8 protein-coding genes are annotated in these 17,243 nt (G+C 72.3%); all 8 read right to left on the bottom strand.

What is annotated here, in order from left to right:
• Nucleotides 1-20: 20 nt before the first annotated feature.
• On the bottom strand, nucleotides 21-701 hold the full coding sequence (locus PGN23_RS09130; protein WP_335302569.1) for a response regulator transcription factor: 681 nt from the start codon (nucleotides 699-701) through the stop codon (nucleotides 21-23).
• A gap of 25 nt (nucleotides 702-726) precedes the next feature.
• Entirely contained in the window at nucleotides 727-3,876 is a 3,150-nt protein-coding gene (locus tag PGN23_RS09125) for a TonB-dependent receptor domain-containing protein (RefSeq protein WP_335302568.1), read from the bottom strand.
• A 178-nt stretch (nucleotides 3,877-4,054) separates the two neighbouring features.
• Nucleotides 4,055-5,491 (bottom strand): sensor histidine kinase, encoded by a 1,437-nt coding sequence (locus PGN23_RS09120; RefSeq protein WP_335302567.1) that lies wholly within the window; start codon nucleotides 5,489-5,491, stop codon nucleotides 4,055-4,057.
• A gap of 10 nt (nucleotides 5,492-5,501) precedes the next feature.
• Entirely contained in the window at nucleotides 5,502-10,775 is a 5,274-nt protein-coding gene (locus tag PGN23_RS09115) for a hypothetical protein (protein ID WP_335302566.1), read from the bottom strand.
• Complete coding sequence (locus PGN23_RS09110) at nucleotides 10,772-13,231, bottom strand: vWA domain-containing protein (protein ID WP_335302565.1); 2,460 nt, start codon at nucleotides 13,229-13,231, stop codon at nucleotides 10,772-10,774. The genes PGN23_RS09115 and PGN23_RS09110 overlap by 4 nt, the downstream gene beginning before the upstream one ends.
• Before the next feature lie 10 nt (nucleotides 13,232-13,241).
• Nucleotides 13,242-14,849 (bottom strand): hypothetical protein, encoded by a 1,608-nt coding sequence (locus PGN23_RS09105; RefSeq protein ID WP_335302564.1) that lies wholly within the window; start codon nucleotides 14,847-14,849, stop codon nucleotides 13,242-13,244.
• Complete coding sequence (locus tag PGN23_RS09100; RefSeq protein ID WP_335302563.1) at nucleotides 14,846-15,760, bottom strand: DUF58 domain-containing protein; 915 nt, start codon at nucleotides 15,758-15,760, stop codon at nucleotides 14,846-14,848. Before PGN23_RS09100 ends, PGN23_RS09105 begins: the two co-directional genes overlap by 4 nt.
• A complete protein-coding gene (locus PGN23_RS09095; RefSeq protein WP_335302562.1) occupies nucleotides 15,757-17,205 on the bottom strand; it encodes a hypothetical protein in 1,449 nt (482 codons plus the stop codon). Before PGN23_RS09095 ends, PGN23_RS09100 begins: the two co-directional genes overlap by 4 nt.
• Nucleotides 17,206-17,243 lie beyond the last annotated feature (38 nt).

Genomic DNA, 17,243 nt, shown 5'->3' with positions numbered 1-17,243 from the left:
CAGGCGGATCGGCGCGGGGATCAGGACGGCGGGCTTTCGACCAGCTGATAGCCGACACCGCGCACCGACAGGACCTTCACCGCATCGGTCTTGGTCGCCAGCGCCTTGCGCAGCCGCGAGATGATCGATTCCAGCGAGTTGCCGTTCACGAACTTGTCATAGCCATAGACGCGCGATTCCAGCGTTTCCCGGCGGACCAGCGCGCCCTGTCGCGTCATCAGCGCGGCGAGCACCAGCGCTTCCGACCGGCGCAGCGACATCGGCGCGTCGTTGACGAAGAAGCCGCCCCCGTCGACGTCGTGCAGGATCGGGCCGAACCGCCGCACCTCGCGCTCCGCGTTGATGCCGTGGCGCAGCGCCGCGCGGATGCGGGCGACGAGCTCGCGCGGTTCGAACGGCTTGGCGATATAGTCGCTCGCGCCGAGCTCCAGCCCCGTCACCTTGTCGTCGATGCCCGCGAGCGCCGACAGCAGCAGGAACCGCTGCGGCCGCTTGTGCGCCTGGGCATAGCCGATCAGCGCGACGCCGTCGCCGTCGGGCAACAGGCGGTCGAGCAGGACCAGATCGAACTCGTTGTCCAGGATGACATCCTGCGCGACGGCCAGCGTTTCGGCGCGGTCGACCACGAAGCCCTGCCGCTCCAGGTAAGCGGTCAGGGTCTCCGCGACGTCGCCGTCATCCTCTACCAGCAGCAATCGCATCGCATCGTATCTTATCCGTCCGGCGTCAGAACGAAAAGCGTGTCGAGAACATCAGACTGCGTCCCTGCACGTCGTAGCGGGCGGTGTCGTAGGGCAGCGAATCCACGACGGTGAAGGGCGCCCGCGCCTTCAGGATGTTGCGTCCCGCGAACTGGAGCGTCAGGCCGTTGGAGACGATCCACGACATCGACAGGTCGACCGTCGTCAGCGGGGCCACCCGGGTGATGAGGTCGGGGTTGAGCTGCACGCCGCCGGCATAGATCGACAGATAGTCGTTCAGATAGCTCGGGGTGTGATAGACGAACACGTTCGTGCTGAGCTTGTCCCAGTTCCACTGCACCGATCCGACGATCTTGTACTTGTCGACGCCCAGGATGCGCCCGCGCTGGTCGATGACCTGGCTGTCGTCCAGCCCGATCGACCGCGCACGGATGTTGTCGACATAGGTCAGGCGCGGCTGGAACGTGCCGATTCCGGTCGCGAACAGATAGCTCGCCTCGTAGGTCAGCGATTCATAGTCCGAACCCAGGACGTTGTACCGGACGTTGTTGAACCGCTGGATTCTGTTCGTCACGGGGTCGCGCGGATAGAATAGGGGGAGCTTCAGCACCTCCGCCGCCGGCAGGAAGAAGAACAGCTCGCGGGACGTGGCGAACTGGTTGCGGATCCGGTTGCGGTTGTAGGTGACGGCGAGATTCAGCCCCGCGAGCGGCCCCGTCGGCTGCCATGAGATGCTGTAGATCTGCTGACGCGACGTCTCGGGCCGCAGGTCCGGGTTCGGCGCGAGCGATGCCGGCACGGTGTAGGTTCGGTTCGTGCCGAAGACACGGCACGTCCGGTCGGTCGTCGGCGAGCAGGTGAACAACGGGTCGTTCGCGATCTGCGTCTGGAACGTCGTCGTGCCCTGGACCGAGAACAGCTGAGTGGGCGGCGGCGCCTTGAAGCCGCGGGTCAGTTTCACGCGGACGTCGATGGTATTGGTCGGCGACCACAGCACCCCCCACGACGGGGTGGTGCGCGCGAAAGTGTTCTTGCCGTAGATGATCTCGCCGCCCTCGCTGACCGGAACGCGATTGACCGTACCGATCGCGCCCAGGGTGCTCGAAACGTCGTGACGCGCCGCCAGATTGAACAGCAGCCGCCTGGCGAACGGCAGCGTATAGTCGCGCCCCAGGATCGGCAGGTTGACCTCGCCGAAGAAGGCGTAGCGCGTCGTCGACGGATCGGGGCCGGCGATGTTGCTGATCGCTACGTTGCGAAGCCCGGTACGCGAATATTCCGAGCCGGCGGCGTAGGTGATCGCGCCGCCCGGCAGGTCGTGCAGCTCGCCCGTCAGACGCCCCTCGATGTTGCTGAGCGAACTGCCGAGATCGTCGACGACATAGGGAAAGAGGAAGGTGTCGATGTTCGCGCCGCCGCCCGCGGCATTGCTGCGCCAGGGATTGAAGGCGATATTGGGATCGCTGCTCGTCAGCGCCGCGCACTGGCGGTCGAAGGCCGCCTGGTATTCAGCGCGCTGGTTCGCGGGGATACGGTTGTTGGCGAGCTGGAAGTTGTAGCACGGATAGCTCACGACGCCGTTGGTGACGGTCCGCTGGAAGCTGACGAGGTTGCCGAGCTGCGTCCCGGAGCCCTCCGTCGTCGTCCGCGACCGGGTGTAGATCAGCTGCAGCTTCGCCCGCCGGCCGAAATCGTAGCTGAGGCCGCCGTTGATGGTCCAGCTGGATGACGTGTTCTCCACGTCGGCCGGGACGAGCGAGCCATCGGCGATCTCGCTGCCGGGAAAGTAATTGACGGTGCTCGCATAGGCGAACGATCCGAAGGTGAAGGCCGGGAACGGGTTGTAGAACTGCCCCGGCGCGAGGTTGACCGGCAGGCCGCCGAAGATCGCGTTCGCCTGAGCGTTCTTCGAGCGCGTATACAGGCCGGTCGCGAAGATGCTCAGCCGGTCGGTGAGCTTCTGCTCGAAATTCAGCGTCCCGCTGAGCGTGCGCGTGCGCGGGCCACCGAATTCGGCGACGTAATCGCGGCTGGAGCTCAGCGTCGTCGGGATCAGATCGGCGCGCGTCGGTGCGCCGACGAAGCCCGGACGCACGGTGAGCCCGCTGTCGGGGACGAACTGGTTGGTCGCGGGATCGAAGAACCCCGGCACGACCGCGGTGCCCGGCTGCGTCCCCGCGCTGAACGTCCGGCGGTCGTACGTCGGATTGTTGTTGAAGAACGGCGCATAGTTGTTCGTGACATAGCCGGTCTTGGCGTTGACGACCGGATCGATCCGTCCCCATTCGAGCGTCGCGGCGATGCTGCCGCTGCCCCAGGCACGGCCGGTATAGGCGCTAATGCGCGTGTCGCGCGCGCCCGAGCTGGTCTCGCGGTGCGACGCGGTCAGCGTGGTACCGACATAATTCTTCTTCAGGATGAAGTTGATGACGCCGCCCATCGCGTCGGCGCCGTAGATCGCGGCCTGGCCGCCGGTGCTGATCTCCACCCGCTCGATGGCGGTCAACGGAATACCGTTCAGGTTGACGTAACCCTGCTCGACGCCCGCCGCCCCGGCGATACGCCGACCGTTGACGAGCACCAGCGTGTTGCCCGCCCCGACGCCGCCCAGGTTGGCCGCCGCCAGGCCGAGCGCGCCGACGTCGGAGACGATGTTCTGCCCGGTCACGCCGCCGTTCGAATTGAGCGGCCCGCGACCGCGGCTGTTGGTGATCGCGCCGATCGTCGCGACGTTCTGCGGCAGCGTGCGCACCAGTTCCTCGACCGAGGTAACGCCGCGGTCGCGGATGTCCTTGGCGTCGATGACGATCAGCCGGCTGGTCTTGTCGCCGTCGCGCAGGCGGCTGCCGGTAACGAGGATGTCGTCGTTGCCCTCCGCCTTGCGGATGACCGGGTTCCGCCGCTGCCGGACGTCGCGTTCGAGGTCGGGCGCCGGGGTTGCGGCCTGCTCGACATTCTCGCGGACGCGGGCGTCCTCGGCGGCGTCGCTGTTCGCCGGGACCGGAACGTTATTGTCGGGCGACGCCACCGGCGCCGGCGAATCGGCCTGTGGGTCGGTGGACGTCTGCGCCTGAGCCGGAGCTGGTACCTGCGCCTGGGTCTGCGCCACCGCAGCCTGGCCGAACGCGAGCAGGGTCCCGATCGAACAGGCGCCCAACAATCCCGACTTCTTCATCACCAATCCCCCCAATGGATTCTGCGAAGGCCGGCGGCGGAGGATTGGATGGCGATTGCCTCGCGCTATCCGTCCCACGACCGTCCCAGACCGCGGCGGGACCAGCGTGAAAGGAAAGCCTTGCACCAACCTTGCGGGGCAGGATTATTCTATCAAGGATCGCCGCGGCCGCGACATCCTATATCAAACGGGTCGCGTCGGCTGAGACATTTATTGTTTGATCGGAGAACGTTACGGTGAATACCGCACCTCCGTCCGGAGCATTCGCCGCGGCGACCCGTCCGCCGTGCAGCCGGACGATCGCGCTGACGATCGCAAGCCCCAGGCCGTAGCCGCGGCGATTCGACACCGGCCGAATGAAGGGTTCGAACAGCGTGTCCGGATCGACCGAGCCCAGCCCCGGACCATGATCGCGCACGGTGATCGTCCCGTCGGCGCTCAAGCCGACGTCGACGCTGGTCCCCTCGGGTGCGAACGAAATGGCGTTGTCGACGAGGTTGGCGATCGCCGATCCGATCAGCTCGGCATCGCCCGGTATCTCGAAGACGGGAACCGCGCTGTCGAAGCGCAGCGTCACGCCGGTGCGATCGGCGAGGAGCGAGAGATCCTGCGTCACCTTGCGGCCGATGAGGACCAAGTCGGCGAACCCGGTGATGTCGCGCCGGTTGCTGATGCTCATCAGCGTCAGCAACTGGTTGACGAGGCGCGTCAGCCGGCGGACGTCACCGATCAGCTTGTCCTTCTCCGCGCCCTCCTCCATCAGTTCCAGGCGGGTGCGCAGCACGGTCAGCGGCGTGCGCAGCTCGTGCGCGGCGGCGGACAGGAAGAAGGTCGCGCGGCGCTGTGCGGCGTCGACCTGACCGATCAGATGGTTGACGGCCCGAACCAGCGGCAGGATTTCGTTCGCCACCCCCTTTTCCGGCAGCTTTGCGTCCAGCCGCTGCGGATCGATCGATTGGGCGAGCTTCGCGACACGGCGCAGCGACAGGACGTGCAGCGTGAAGATCAGCGCGAAGATCAGGAAGACGCCGCCGGCCGCGAGCAGGAAATTGCCGCTGAACGCCGCCAGCCATCCCCCCATCGCCCCCAGCGGCTGTTCCTCGTTGACGATCACCGGACGTTCCAGCCCGCGATATTCGAAATAGCTCAGCCGGTCGCACATGTAGAAATCGGCATAGTCGGTGTGCCCGTCACGGGGCACCAGCTTGCTCGCCTGGCTGCAGATCGCGGGGTCGGCGATGGTGCGGTGGACCTGTGCCAGCCGGTCGAAGCCGAATTGGCGGAAATAGACCGGATCGCCGTTGCCGAACGCCCGGTCGTCGGCACGGACGTAATAGCGAAAGCCGGGATTGCGCGCCTCGATCGCGCGGATCAGCGGGTCGGTCGCGAGCGCGGGCGGCTTGCCCGGCGTCTCGCGCTCCGCCAGCACGAAGGCGTGGAGCACGCTGCGCAGGCGATCGGTGGTCGCCTGCTCGGGGGATCGCTGCGTGGCGATCGGCATGTCGGCGATCGGCCGGATGACGAAGCTGTACAGCCCCCAGCCGAGGAACAGGAGCGTCAGCAGCGCGATCTGCGCGAACATCGACTTGCGCCAGTTCCAGATGCGCCGCACCATCCCGCTCACCTCATCCCCCGGTGTTCCCGTCCGGCCGCGCGGCCGATGCGTCCCCCACCAGCGGCGGCAGCGGCGGCAGGTCCCCGCCGTCCGGACCCAGCTTCCGCGTTTCGAGGATTCGCGCAAGCCGCGCGTGGAGGTCCCGCCGCGCCGAGGCGTCCGGCCACAACGACAGTGCCGCGACGACGTCGCGCATCGCCGTCGCCAGATCGTCGACCGTATCGAGCGGATCCGCCGGATAGAGCATCTGGAACATCGCCGCCGTCAGCAGGTCCGCCGCCGTCGTCAGGTCGCCGCTGCGCGCGTGGACGCGCGCCATCGCCACCCGGGCGTCGGGCGAGGCGACCGGGGTCGCCCGCAGCCGGGCACCCAGCGCCGCCAGATCGTCCGGCGCCAGCGCGGTGGCACGGCGGTCGGCCAGCGCGACGACGCGCCGCACCAGATCCGCGTCCGCGGGGCCGGTACGCACGGCGTCCAGCATCCCCCGCAGCCGCGCCGCGCCATCGCTGCCGATGGCGGGACCGTAAGCGCCGATGTCGTACAGCGTCGTCTGCCGCGCCTGCTCGTCCAGAGCCATCGCGGCGGGGTAGCGTTGCAGCTCCGCCGCCATGTCGGGGCGGGCGATGAGTGCAGCGCCCACCCCCTGCTCGCGGACCGCCGCCGCCAGCGTCGCCACCAGCGCGCGGCGGACGCGACCGGCATCGCCTTCGGTCGCGACCGGCGCGGACTCGCGCCACATCGCACGCAGCACGAGGGGGGCGGCCTTCGGATCGCGGGCAGCCGCCGGCAGCAGCGGCCCCAATGCCGTGCCCGCCGCATTCTCGGCCACACCGCCCGCCCTGCCGCGCCGCGCCTCGACCGCGACGATCGCCGGACGCCGCGCATCGCGCCGGCGATAGGCGTCGTAGATCGGAGCGAACAGTCCCGCGATGCTCGCCCCCCCGCGCGCCCCGGCGGCGCTGGCGCGGTTGAGCAGGCGGATCAGCGTCTCGGCATCGTCGGGGTCGCCCCCGGCCGCAGTGGCGGTCGCGGCCGATTCATCGGGGCGATCGAGCAGGCGATAGACGATGGCCAGCATCGTCGCCGCATCGCGATCGTCGCGATGGGTCGCGACATAATCGCGCAGGACCGGCGCCAGTGCGGCCCAGTCCTGCATCTGCGCATATTGGACCAGCAGGCGATTGCGATAGACCGGGTCGGCGGGATCGAGCGCCACCATCTTGCGGGTCAGCGCCAGCCGCCGGTCGGCCGGCGCGTCGAGATCATCGATCGCGAACCGCTGGTACAGCGTCGCCGCCGTCCGCGGATCGGGATGCGGATCGGCCAGGAATGCCGCGATCCGGTCGCGCTCCACGTCCGCGAAGTGACGGTCGATCGCGGTGCCGATCCACCGCGTCGACTGGCCGTTCGCCGTCAGCGCCTCGCCCAGCTGCGCCAGCGCGACCAGCGCCTGCGGCTTGTCGTCGGCATACCAGCGTTCGAGCACGACCGGCAGCGCCGCGCTGTCGGGATAGCGGCCGGCGACCGCGCGGGCGGCGCGGATCAGCAGATCGCGATTGCCGGGCTGCGCGTAGAAGCGCAGCAGCCGCGCGGCGAGCGGCGCACCGCTGCGCGCCTTCGGATCGCGTACCACGGCGATGTCGCGGTCGAGGATCGCCGACAGGCGCTGCTGCTCGGCGGATGCCAGCGGCCGGCGCAGGACCGCGGCCAGCGCGAGGTCGCTCAGCATCGAATCGCCGTCGCCGCGCGCGAGGCGCGTGGCCAGACCGTCGTAGAGCGACAGGAGCTGGTCGACGGAGAACTGGTCGAGCCAGTCGGCTCCGCCGCCGGCGGTGCGCCGCGACACGCGCAGGCTGATCGCCAGCGGACGGCTGCCCTGCTCGATCGTCAGCCGCACCAACTCATCCGGGGCGAGCAGCGGCGCGCCCGCGATCGTCTGAAGACGGGCATAGCGGTCGGCGTCGGCGCGGAACAGGTCGAACAGGATTCCCTCGCGCGCCGCCGACGCCCGCAGCGGCGCGACCACCAGATCGCGGACCTGCTCGGGTTCCAGCCGGTCCATCGCGTCGGCCACCAGCCGCAGATAGCTCGACTGGCGATAGGGTCCGGCCGCCTCACGCGCCGCGCCGGCGCGCGACGCCTCCTCCTCCGCCAGCGCCTTGGCCAGCAGCGTCCGCACGCCGGCCATGTCGGACCGGGCCATCGCCAGCACGAGTTCGAGCTCGCCGTTGTCGAGGTCCGCCGCCTGTACCCCGAGGGCCGCGATCGGCCAGCCCGCCCCGGCGGGCACCGCATCCGCCCCCGTTCCGGTCAGGTGGCGACGCAGCGATGCGGCGCGGGCGTAGTCGGAGTCGCCCGCGAACAGGCGGTCGAGCGTCGCGTCCCACCCGGCGATCGCCGCATCGCCGCGGCGCGCATCGACGACCCGGTGCCCCAGATCGACGACGAGCGCGAGGCGCGGATGGTCGGCGAGCGCACCCGGTCGGGCGGGGTCGAGCGTCGCGACCTGGGCCGCGAAACGCCGCGCGAGCTCCGCGCGCATCGCGGCGGCGGCGGCGGCATCATCCTCAGGCCAGCTCAGCAGCAGCCCCTCGACCAGCGTCGGATAATAGCGCCGGACGTCGAGCCCGCGTTCGTCCCGCGCCGCCACCGGCGTTACTGGCTGGCGCGCGATCAGCGTGCGCAGGCCGCGCCAGTACAGGCGCGACGCAGGTGCCGGGGTGCCGGCGCGCTCGTACAGTATCGCGGTCCGCGCCAGCAGGTCGAGGTTCGCCTGATCCACCAGCAGCGCCCGGGCGAAGTTCGTCAGCGCCTGCGCCGGGCGTCCGGCGGCGGCATAGGCATCGCCCTTCGCCGCATCGACGTTCACCAGCCCGCCAAGGCCGCTCATCATCGCGAAGGCCTGCTCGGCCGCCGCCTCGTCACCCTGCGCAAGGAAGGTCGTCGCCAGATCCGCATAGAGATCGGGCGGAAACGACTTGCCGAGCGCGAGCAGCCGGCGGGCGTAGACGAGCTTGCGCCGGGCATCGCCGATGATCGCGGGGCCGCCGCCATCGGTCGCGCCGCCGCCCGCGAGCGTGACGAGTTCGCGCAGCACATAGGCGCGCTGTTCCCCGGCGCCGGGCACCCGCGCCTCGACCGCGCGCAGTTGCAGGTCGTAATCGGCATCGGCCGCGGCGATATCGGCGAGCAGCCCCAGCATGCGGGCATCGGCCCCGTCGGTGGCGATCCGTTCCAGCACGCGGCGCTCGGCCCAGCCGAGCACGCCCTGCGCCCCCGGTTCGTCGGCGGGGACGCCGGACACGACGTCGATCGCCGTATCGATCGCGCCGGCGAAGGCGGTCACCGTCGTCGCCCGATCGGCGGCGTCGCGAACCAGCGCGACCGCTTCGGCCAGACGGCGCTGGCGCTTCAGCTCGGCGGCGAGGCGCGACAGCGCGTCGGGATCGTCGGGCCGTGCCGCCTGCGCGGCGCGCAGCGCCGCCAGCGCCTGCGCATCGAGGCTGGCCTGCGCATAGACGGTCGCCTTGAACGCCGCCGTCCCCGCCCCGCCGGTATCGGACAGCTGCGCCATCAGCCCGTCGAGTTCGGCCTGCCGCTGCGCCGGCGACATCGTCGTATCGTCATGCCGCAGCACCGTCAGGATCAGCTGCCGGACATTGCCGTCGCGGTTGGCCGGATCGACCGCGATCAGGCGGCGGAGCGTCGCCTCCAGCCGGCCATAGTCGCGGATCCGCCCGTAAAGCTGCGCCAGCCGGCCCAGCACCACGCGCTCGCCGTCACCGCTGCGTGCGGCGTAGCGGCGGACCACGTCCGCCGCGTCCTCCGGCCGGTCCTGCCCCAGCCGCAGCGCGACCAGCAGATCGACCTCGCCCGGACGCAGCGTGCCCGCGTCCAGTCGTGCCGCCAGGTCCTGCGCCAGCGGCTCGATCCGCCCCGTCCGCCTGGCGAGCGCGACGATCTGGCGTTCGAGGTAGCTGCGCCGCGCCGGCAGCGTGGTTTCCGCCCACAAGGCGCGCCAGCGGGCCAGCGCATCGGCGGTGTCGCCGGTCGCCTCGGCGAGCTCGGCGATGCGAACGCGGGCGTCGTAGCCGAGCGGACGACCGCTCGCCTCCCGCCGGCGCAGCAGCGCCAGCGCGTCCGCCGGCCGCCCGAGCCGTTCGTATCCGTCGGCGATCTCCTGCGTCAGCAGCCCGGCGGTGTCGCCCTGCTGGACCGCCTGCAATTCCGCGGTCGCCTTGGCGAGATCGCCGCGATCGAGCCAGGTTTCGAACAGGAACAGGTGCGTCGCCGCGGCAGCGGCGGGATCGCCCGCCCCCCCGCCGAGCATCGCCACCGCCTGATCCTGGAGGCCCATCGCGATCATCGCCTGCGCGCCTGTGGTCAACAGGTCCGCGCGGCCGCGGTTGGCGGCGAAGAAGGTCCGGAACGTCTCGACCGCGCGAGCCTCGTCCCCTTCCGTAAGGTAGAGCGCGGCGAGCCGGGCATAGAGGTCGGGCTGGTGCGGGTCGGCGGCGATCAGGCGGCGGTATTCGGCCGCGCTCGCCGCCGCGTCGCCGGCAAGGTCGAGCACGCCGGTCAGGCGGCGGCGGATGTCGGGACGGCTCGATCGCTCGATCGCCGCGATCGCCGGCTGCGTGCGCCCCAGTTCGAGCAGGACATCGACGCGCGCCGCGGCCACCGCCTCGTCCTCAGCGCGCGCGTCGAGGAAGGGGAGGATGTCGGCGAGCGCGCCGCCCGCCCGGTACGCCTCGACCAGCAGCGCCAGCGCATAGCGCTTGTCGTCCGCGGTCGCGGCCGCCGCGAATGCCTGTTCGGCCGCGCCCCGCGCCTCGGCCGCGTCGCCGGCGGCGAGCGCCCATTGCGCGCGCGCCAGCCGGTCGACGATCCCGCCCCCCGGTCCCGCCAGCGCGAACGCCGCGCCGGGGCGGCCGAGCAACGCCAGCACATCGGCGAGATGGCGCTTGTCGGCAGCCGACGCGTCGGCGGCGAAGGTTGCGAGGCTGTCAGGGCGCAGGATCGCCTGGGCGATCGCGATCCGCACCGCGATCCGGCGCCGAAGGGCGGGATCGCGCGCTTCGTCGAGTGCGCGACGATAGAGCTGCAGCGACTCGGTCAGGCGACCGGCGGCGTCCAGTCGCTCGGCCTCGCTCAGCGCCGCGACCGGCAGCGTCGCCTGCGCCGCGACCTGCGCACCGGCGGCGACGGGCGCGGCAAGGCCCGACGAGCAGCAGAGCGCCAGCAGCAGCGCACGACGGCGACGAAGACGGGGGAGGCGATTCATGGCAGTCCTGCGGATCGACGGCTCGGCCAGCGGCGATAGCCGAGTTCGAAGAGATAGAGGCCGAGCGCCAGCAGCGCGAGCCACGGCCATGCATCGCTCGCGCGCCAGCCGCTCGCTGCCTGGATCGCGCCCGGTGCGGCGGATGCGTCGTCGCGGTGCCAGCCGCCGGAGCGTGCCGACACCTGCGCGAGCGGCAGCGCGAACGCGCGCGGCATCGCCGCCTGCGGCCGGACGTCGGACGCGGCCGGATCGGCGGCGCGCGCGGTCCGGTCCCCGTCGCGGACCTCGACACGCGCGGTCGCCGCATTCGGCAGCGTCAGGTCCGCGACGAACAGGCCGGGCGCGCGCTCCTCGATCGCGTCGATCCGGCGCATCGGCCGTCCGGCACCGTCGACCAGCGTGATCGCGGGGACCGCCCCGCCATCCGTTGTACGCCCCAGCCGCTGCACCGAGATGTGCAGGCGATCGAAGCGGCGGTCGAGCGTGACCGCCAGGTCCGGACGCGCGCGGGCGGTCAGGCTCAGCACCCGGGCCAGCCAGCGGCCATAGTCCGGCCAGTCGCGCCAGGACGCCGTTCCCGCGCCCAGCGGTTCGGTCGTCAGCGCGGTGACCCGCCCCGCGCCGACCGGCCATGTCGACAGCAGCGGATCGCCCGCATCGGTGCGCAGCAGCGTCTCCGCCTCGGGCCGCGCGGTCGTCCGCGCATAGCCCGATACGGGCGGCAGCGCGGTCATCCGCAGCCCGTCCCACCAGCGCGATTCCGCCGCCCGCACCGGCGCGGGCGCGCTGCGATAGCCGGGCTCGGGCCTGGTTTCGGGCTGTCGGAAATCGAGCTCGACCAGGCTGAATTCGTCCGGCACCGAATAGAAGCGTCCGCGCCCGATCCGCGCCCAGTCCGCCATGCTCTTCTCGTCGTCGACCTGCCCGCCGACCGCGACGGTGGAGACGTTGATGCGGTTCTCGGCGATATGGCGGATCAATTGCTGATAGCGGTCCTCGACCACCCCGCCGTCGGAGATGACGAGGATGTGCTTGTAGCGGGCATCGACGTCCTTCAGTCCGTACAGCGCCTCCTGCAACGCCGGGAACAGCACGCTCGCGCCCTGCGCCTGCATCCGGCCGATCGCGCGTTCGACATCGGGGATGTCGGTCGCGTGATGGATCGGCACCGACCATTGCCGCGCGCCATAGAATTCGACGACGCCGACCCAGTCGTTGGCGGTCAGCTTGCGCACGGTCTGGCGCGCGACCTGCTTGGCCAGCTCCATCCGGTCGCCCTGCATCGATCCCGAGGAATCGATCACGATCGCCAGCGCCACACTGGGGCGGATCTGCTTCTCCTCGCCGCGCGGGGCGACCGGCAGCGCCGCGCCGAGCGGGGTCGCGGCATAGCCGCCCGGCCCGAACGCCGACAATCCGCCCGCCGCCACCAGCCCGGTGCCGTCACGCGCCACCGCGCCGGTCAGGCGGCGCTGCGCCGTGGCGGGAAAGACGGCTGCCGGCGCATCGTCGAGCAGCACGAGCGGCCACCACGCCGGATCGATGCGTGTCGCGAGGTCGGCCGGCGCGCGCGCGTCGACCGCGAAGCCCGGCCCGAGCAGCGCCCGCAACCGCGGTGCCGCACCCGCCTGCCGCCCGCCGAGGTAGAGCAGCCGCAGCGGATCCTGGATCGCCGCGACCGTGTCGATGCCGCCGCGCCCGTCGAGCGTGACGCGTAGCGGCAGGAATCCGGCGCGCGTCGCCGGAACCGCGAGCGCGACGCGGGTCGCGCCATCGGCCCGGAACGGGGCGCTGGTCGCCAGCGTCCGCCCGTCGCCCGACACGCTGAGGCGGTGCGTGCCCCCGTCCCCTTCGACCGTCACCTCGACCTGGACGGCTTCGCCGACGCGGGGACTGGACACGCGCACCGCGCCGATGAAGGCACGCGGCGTCGCGCCCGACAGCGCGATCGTGTTGACCGGAATGCCGCGACCCACCAGCGCCGCGATGTCGTCGTTCCAATGCCGGTCGGTCGACCGCGCATCGCCGATCAGCGTCACACTGCCGCCGGTGCCGATCGGGATCGCGTCGCGCGCGGCATCGAGCGCGGTCGTGAGGGAGCCGTCGGTCACGACCTGCCGCGCCGCGAAGCCGTCCGCCACGGTCGCGCCGCCCAGCTGCACCAGCACCTGCCGCGCATCGCCCGGCACGGTCGCGCGTACCCGCTCGAGCGCCCGGCGCGCCGCCGCCTGTCCCTCCGCGCCGAGCACCGGCCGCTGGTCGAGCACGAAGACGGCGACCCCGCCCCCCGCGCGCCGCACGACGCTCGGCTGCATCGCGGCGAGGATCAGGCAGGCGAAGACTGCGACGCGCAGCGCGAGCTGCCGCCGGCGCCGCCGCGCCGCGCGCGGCCACCACAGCAATGGCAGCAACAACGCCAGCCAGCCCGCCTGGGGATAGAGGAAGGTCAGGGTCACGGCGTGTCGCTCACGGCATCCGGCCACCGTGGAACAGCCACCATTCGGCGCCGAGCAGCAGTCCGGCGGCGACCAGCAGCAGCAGGAACGGAAGGTCGGGCGGCAACCGTCCGGCGACGCCCGTCACCGCCGGTTGCGCTCCGGCATCGGCGACCGCGCGCGTGGTCGCCCGATCGATGAGCGATGTCGGCGTATCGTCGGTGCGTGGCGCCCCCGCCAGGCCATAGAGCGCGGACTGGTCGGGCAGCGGCGCGCCCGCCTTGGCATAAGGGCGCCAGCCATCGCTTCTCCCCAGCCAGTGCAGCCCCTGCGCGACGAAGGCGGGCATCGCCGCCCCGCGCGCAAAGGGCGCGGCGGGGTCGAAGAGCGCCCCCCAGACCGCAATCGACCGGCGTGGCGCATCGCGCACGTCGACGCCGATCGGCCGGTCGAGCGCCGTCGCCAGCGCACCGGCATCGACCTGCGCCAGACCCAGCTCGTCGAGCCGGTCGGCGAGATCGCCGTTCTCCGCCTCGCCGGGGCCGGCGAAGACGAATGTCGCGTCGGCACCGGCGGGCGTCAGGATCAGCGCCGGCCGCTCGCTGCCGCCGACCGCCTGCGCATTGCCCACGACGACCTGCGCCCGGGTCACCGGCACCACGGCGAAGGAATCGTTCGCCTGCACCGCCGCACGCACCGCGCCAGGGGTGCCCGCCAGCAGCGCGACGCGCAGCGGCCGGCGATCGGGCAGGCGGACGGCGGCGACGTCGTCGGCGGGGAAGCCGTCGCCGCTATCGAGCGTAGCGCGCAGCACCGCCCCGGTCGCAGCGACATCGCGCAGCACATATCGCCCCCCGCCGAGCGCGGTCACCTCGCCGGGCGCGAACGCGGCGCCGTCCAGCGTCCAGCGCAGATCGGCGGCGGTCGCGCGCGCGGCGCCGGCAGCCGCCAGCGTCACCAGCACGTCGGCATCGCGCCACGCCCCCGAGGCAGCGGGCGACACGCCCAGCGCGACGATCCCGCGGTTGCCCGGCACCGGATCGGCCAGATAGCCGTAGCTGAGCGCGGTGCGGCCGGGCACATCGCGCGCCGCAGCCCATGCGCCGTAATAACGGGTTTCGATCCCGTCGCGGTGGCGTGCCTGCCAGTCCGCAAAGGTCGACGGCCGCGCCGCCGCCGTCACCCGGTCGAGCCGGCCCGACAGCAGCGACGCACTCTCCCCGGGCGCGAGCAGCCGCCCCTCGGCCGAAAACACCTCGCGTCGGGCAGCGGGCGTCGCGCGAACGTCCGCGAGCAGCGCGCGCTTGGCCCGGGCCAGGTCGTCGCCGCCGCTCAGGACGGCGGAACTGTCGAGGTAGAAGCGCCTGAAACCGCCCTCGGTCGCCGCGACCTGCGGATGCGCCGCGGCGAACCACAGCAGCAAGGCGATCGCGAGCGTCAGCAGATAGGCCAGCCAGTAGCGGAACCGCCCGCCCAGCACGCGCACCGGCGCCGCCCGCGCCGCCTGCATCCACAGCATCGCGGTCGGCAGCGCGACGACCCGCCGGCGCGCGCGCAGTCGCTGGAGCCAATACAGCAGCCCCGCCAGCGCGACCGCCCCGGCGAGTGCCGCCGGCCAGCCGAATTGCGTGAAGGTCACAGCCTGACGCCCCCGCCCGCCAGTACGGGGGCGAGCTGGTCGACGACATCGCCGTCGGCATCGACCCGGATCAGCGTCGCGTCGATCCGCGCGGCACAATCGGCCAGCGCGTCGGCGAACGCGCGATAGGCGGCGCGGTAGCGGTCGAGCAGCTCCGGCGTCACCGAAACGGCGACGCCCTCCGCCTGCTCGCCGTCGTCGATCACGAGCTCGCCCGACAGGTCGGGCAGCAGCGCCGGATCGGCGTCCTGGGCGCGCGTCATCTGCACCAGTAGCACCCGGTGCGGCAGCGCCTCCAGCGCGCGGGTGACGCCGTCCACGCCGTCGTCGTCGAAGAAGTCGGACACGACGACGACCAGACCGCGGCGCAACCGCATCGCGGCCAGCCGGGTCAGCGCACCGGCCAGCGCGCTGCGCCCCGCCGGCGCCTGGTCGGCCAGCGTCCGCGCGACACGCACCAGCGCGCCCTTGCCCGACACGCTCTTCAGCACGGTCGTCATGTCGTCGGCGATCGTGAGCAGGCTGACGGCGTCATGCTGCCTGAGCGCGATCGCGGCCAGCGCCACGACGACCTGCATCGCCGGCACGATGCGCGGGGGGTGCTCGACGAACATGCTGCGCGATACGTCCAGCAGCAGATAGACCGGCAGGTCCTGCCGCTCCTCGAACACGCGGACGAACGCCTTGCCCAGTCGCGAATAGATGTTCCAGTCGATCGCGCGCAGGTCGTCGCCGGCGACATAGGGTTTGAAATCGGCGAAATCGGACCCCTGCCCCCGCGCCGCCGTGCGCTGGTCGGCCAGGCGGCCGCCCTTCTGCGCGGCCGCGATGCGCAGGCTGAGGGCCTGGACGCGGTCGAGGAACGCGGGGTCGAACAGCGTCTCGAACGGGGGAGCGGCGCCGCGCGTCACCGGCCCACCCCTGCACGGCGGAAATAGCCTTCCAGCATGCGGTCCTCCTGCACCGTCCGCGGCCGGTGCAGGATGCGCCCCACCTGCGGCGCGCCGGCCCCGCGCGACTGCGCCGCGACCGTCCCCGCCGCCATGCTGCGCGGCGGTGCGCGGCGCGTGGACGCCGCGACGCTGCCGGCATTGATCGTGCCGATCACGCGATCCTCCATCGGCACCGCCAGCAGCAGCGAGGAGGAACCGCGCGCGCGCTTCAGCCCTTCCTGCCCGGTCCCGCGGTTCGAGCCCTGGCTGGAATTGGTGTTGCCCGCGCTGCCCGGACCGCCCGATTGCTGGCCCGACGACGACCGATTGCGCGATCCGCTCTGCTGCTGCGGGTCGGTGCCGCCCGCCTTCTGCGCGGCCGGCGGCGCGCCGGGCGATTGCGTCGATGCGGCGGCAGCAGCGCTCGCCCCGCCCTGCGGGGGCTGAGCCCGCGTCGCCGTTGCGGCGGCGGACGATCCCTTGGCCGCCTCGGCGGTACGCTGCGCGCGCGCGTCGTCCGCTCTCGCGGGTTGCCCGGCCGCCGTCGCTCCGCCGGTCTTCGCCGAACCGGCATCGCCCGCCGCGCCGGCCGGCCCGCTCGCCGATGCCGACGCGTCGGAACCGCCGGGCGATGCAGCGCCGGAAGCCGCATCGCGCGATGGCGAACCGTCCGCCCCGCCCGAGCGACGATCTCCCCCGGCCGCCCCCGCCCGCCCTGCCCGGGCGCCGACCGCACCCGTCGCCGCTGCCGTCCCGTCCGATGGCCCGCGCGCGCCGCGCGATGCGGTCGACGCGGTCTCGGTCGGCCTGTCGGCCCGCGGCTCCGTCCGCACGCCCAGCGCGGTCGCGATCTGGCGCAGCGGCGATCGCCCCGGCGCATCACGGCCATCGGACGATCCGCGATCGATCAGCAGCGCGGCGACCAGCATTCCGATGGCCGCCAGCGGCAAGGCCCACCACCACGCGGGCCGGACCGGCGCGTGCATGGCGGAAGGCATCGCCGGCTCGGCCCGCTCCAGCCACGGCCGCGCTTCGTCGATCGCCGCGGCGCGGAACGCGTCCGGCTGCGCGTCGTCCAGAAATTCGGCCGCGGTGCGCGCGCGATCCTTGAGCCCGGCGGACCGATCGAGCCAGCCCAGCGCCGTCGCGCGCGAGATACGGACGCCCGCCATCCGCCGCGCCCACACCGCGGCGAACACGATCGGGGGAACCGCCACGCTGACCAGTACCGCCGCCACGGCGTCGACCGGCCGTACGAAGGCCGCCAGCAGGATCATCAGCGGCGCGGCGACGGAGGCGAGCGCGGCGGCGCGCAGCGCGGCGCCCCGGGCGACGCGGCGCGCAGCCGCCAGCAGCGCGGCCCGCCCCGTTCCCTCCAATGTGTCGAGCCGCCCGTGGAGCGGATCGCCGACGCGATGATCCATTCGTGTTCCCGCTCCGACCCCCGCGATCTGCGCGACTC

This window comes from Sphingomonas adhaesiva, assembly GCF_036946125.1.
Classification (GTDB): domain Bacteria; phylum Pseudomonadota; class Alphaproteobacteria; order Sphingomonadales; family Sphingomonadaceae; genus Sphingomonas; species Sphingomonas adhaesiva_A.
The sequence above is the reverse complement of the archived record's forward strand: the minus strand, read 5'-3'. Positions and strand labels throughout refer to the sequence as shown.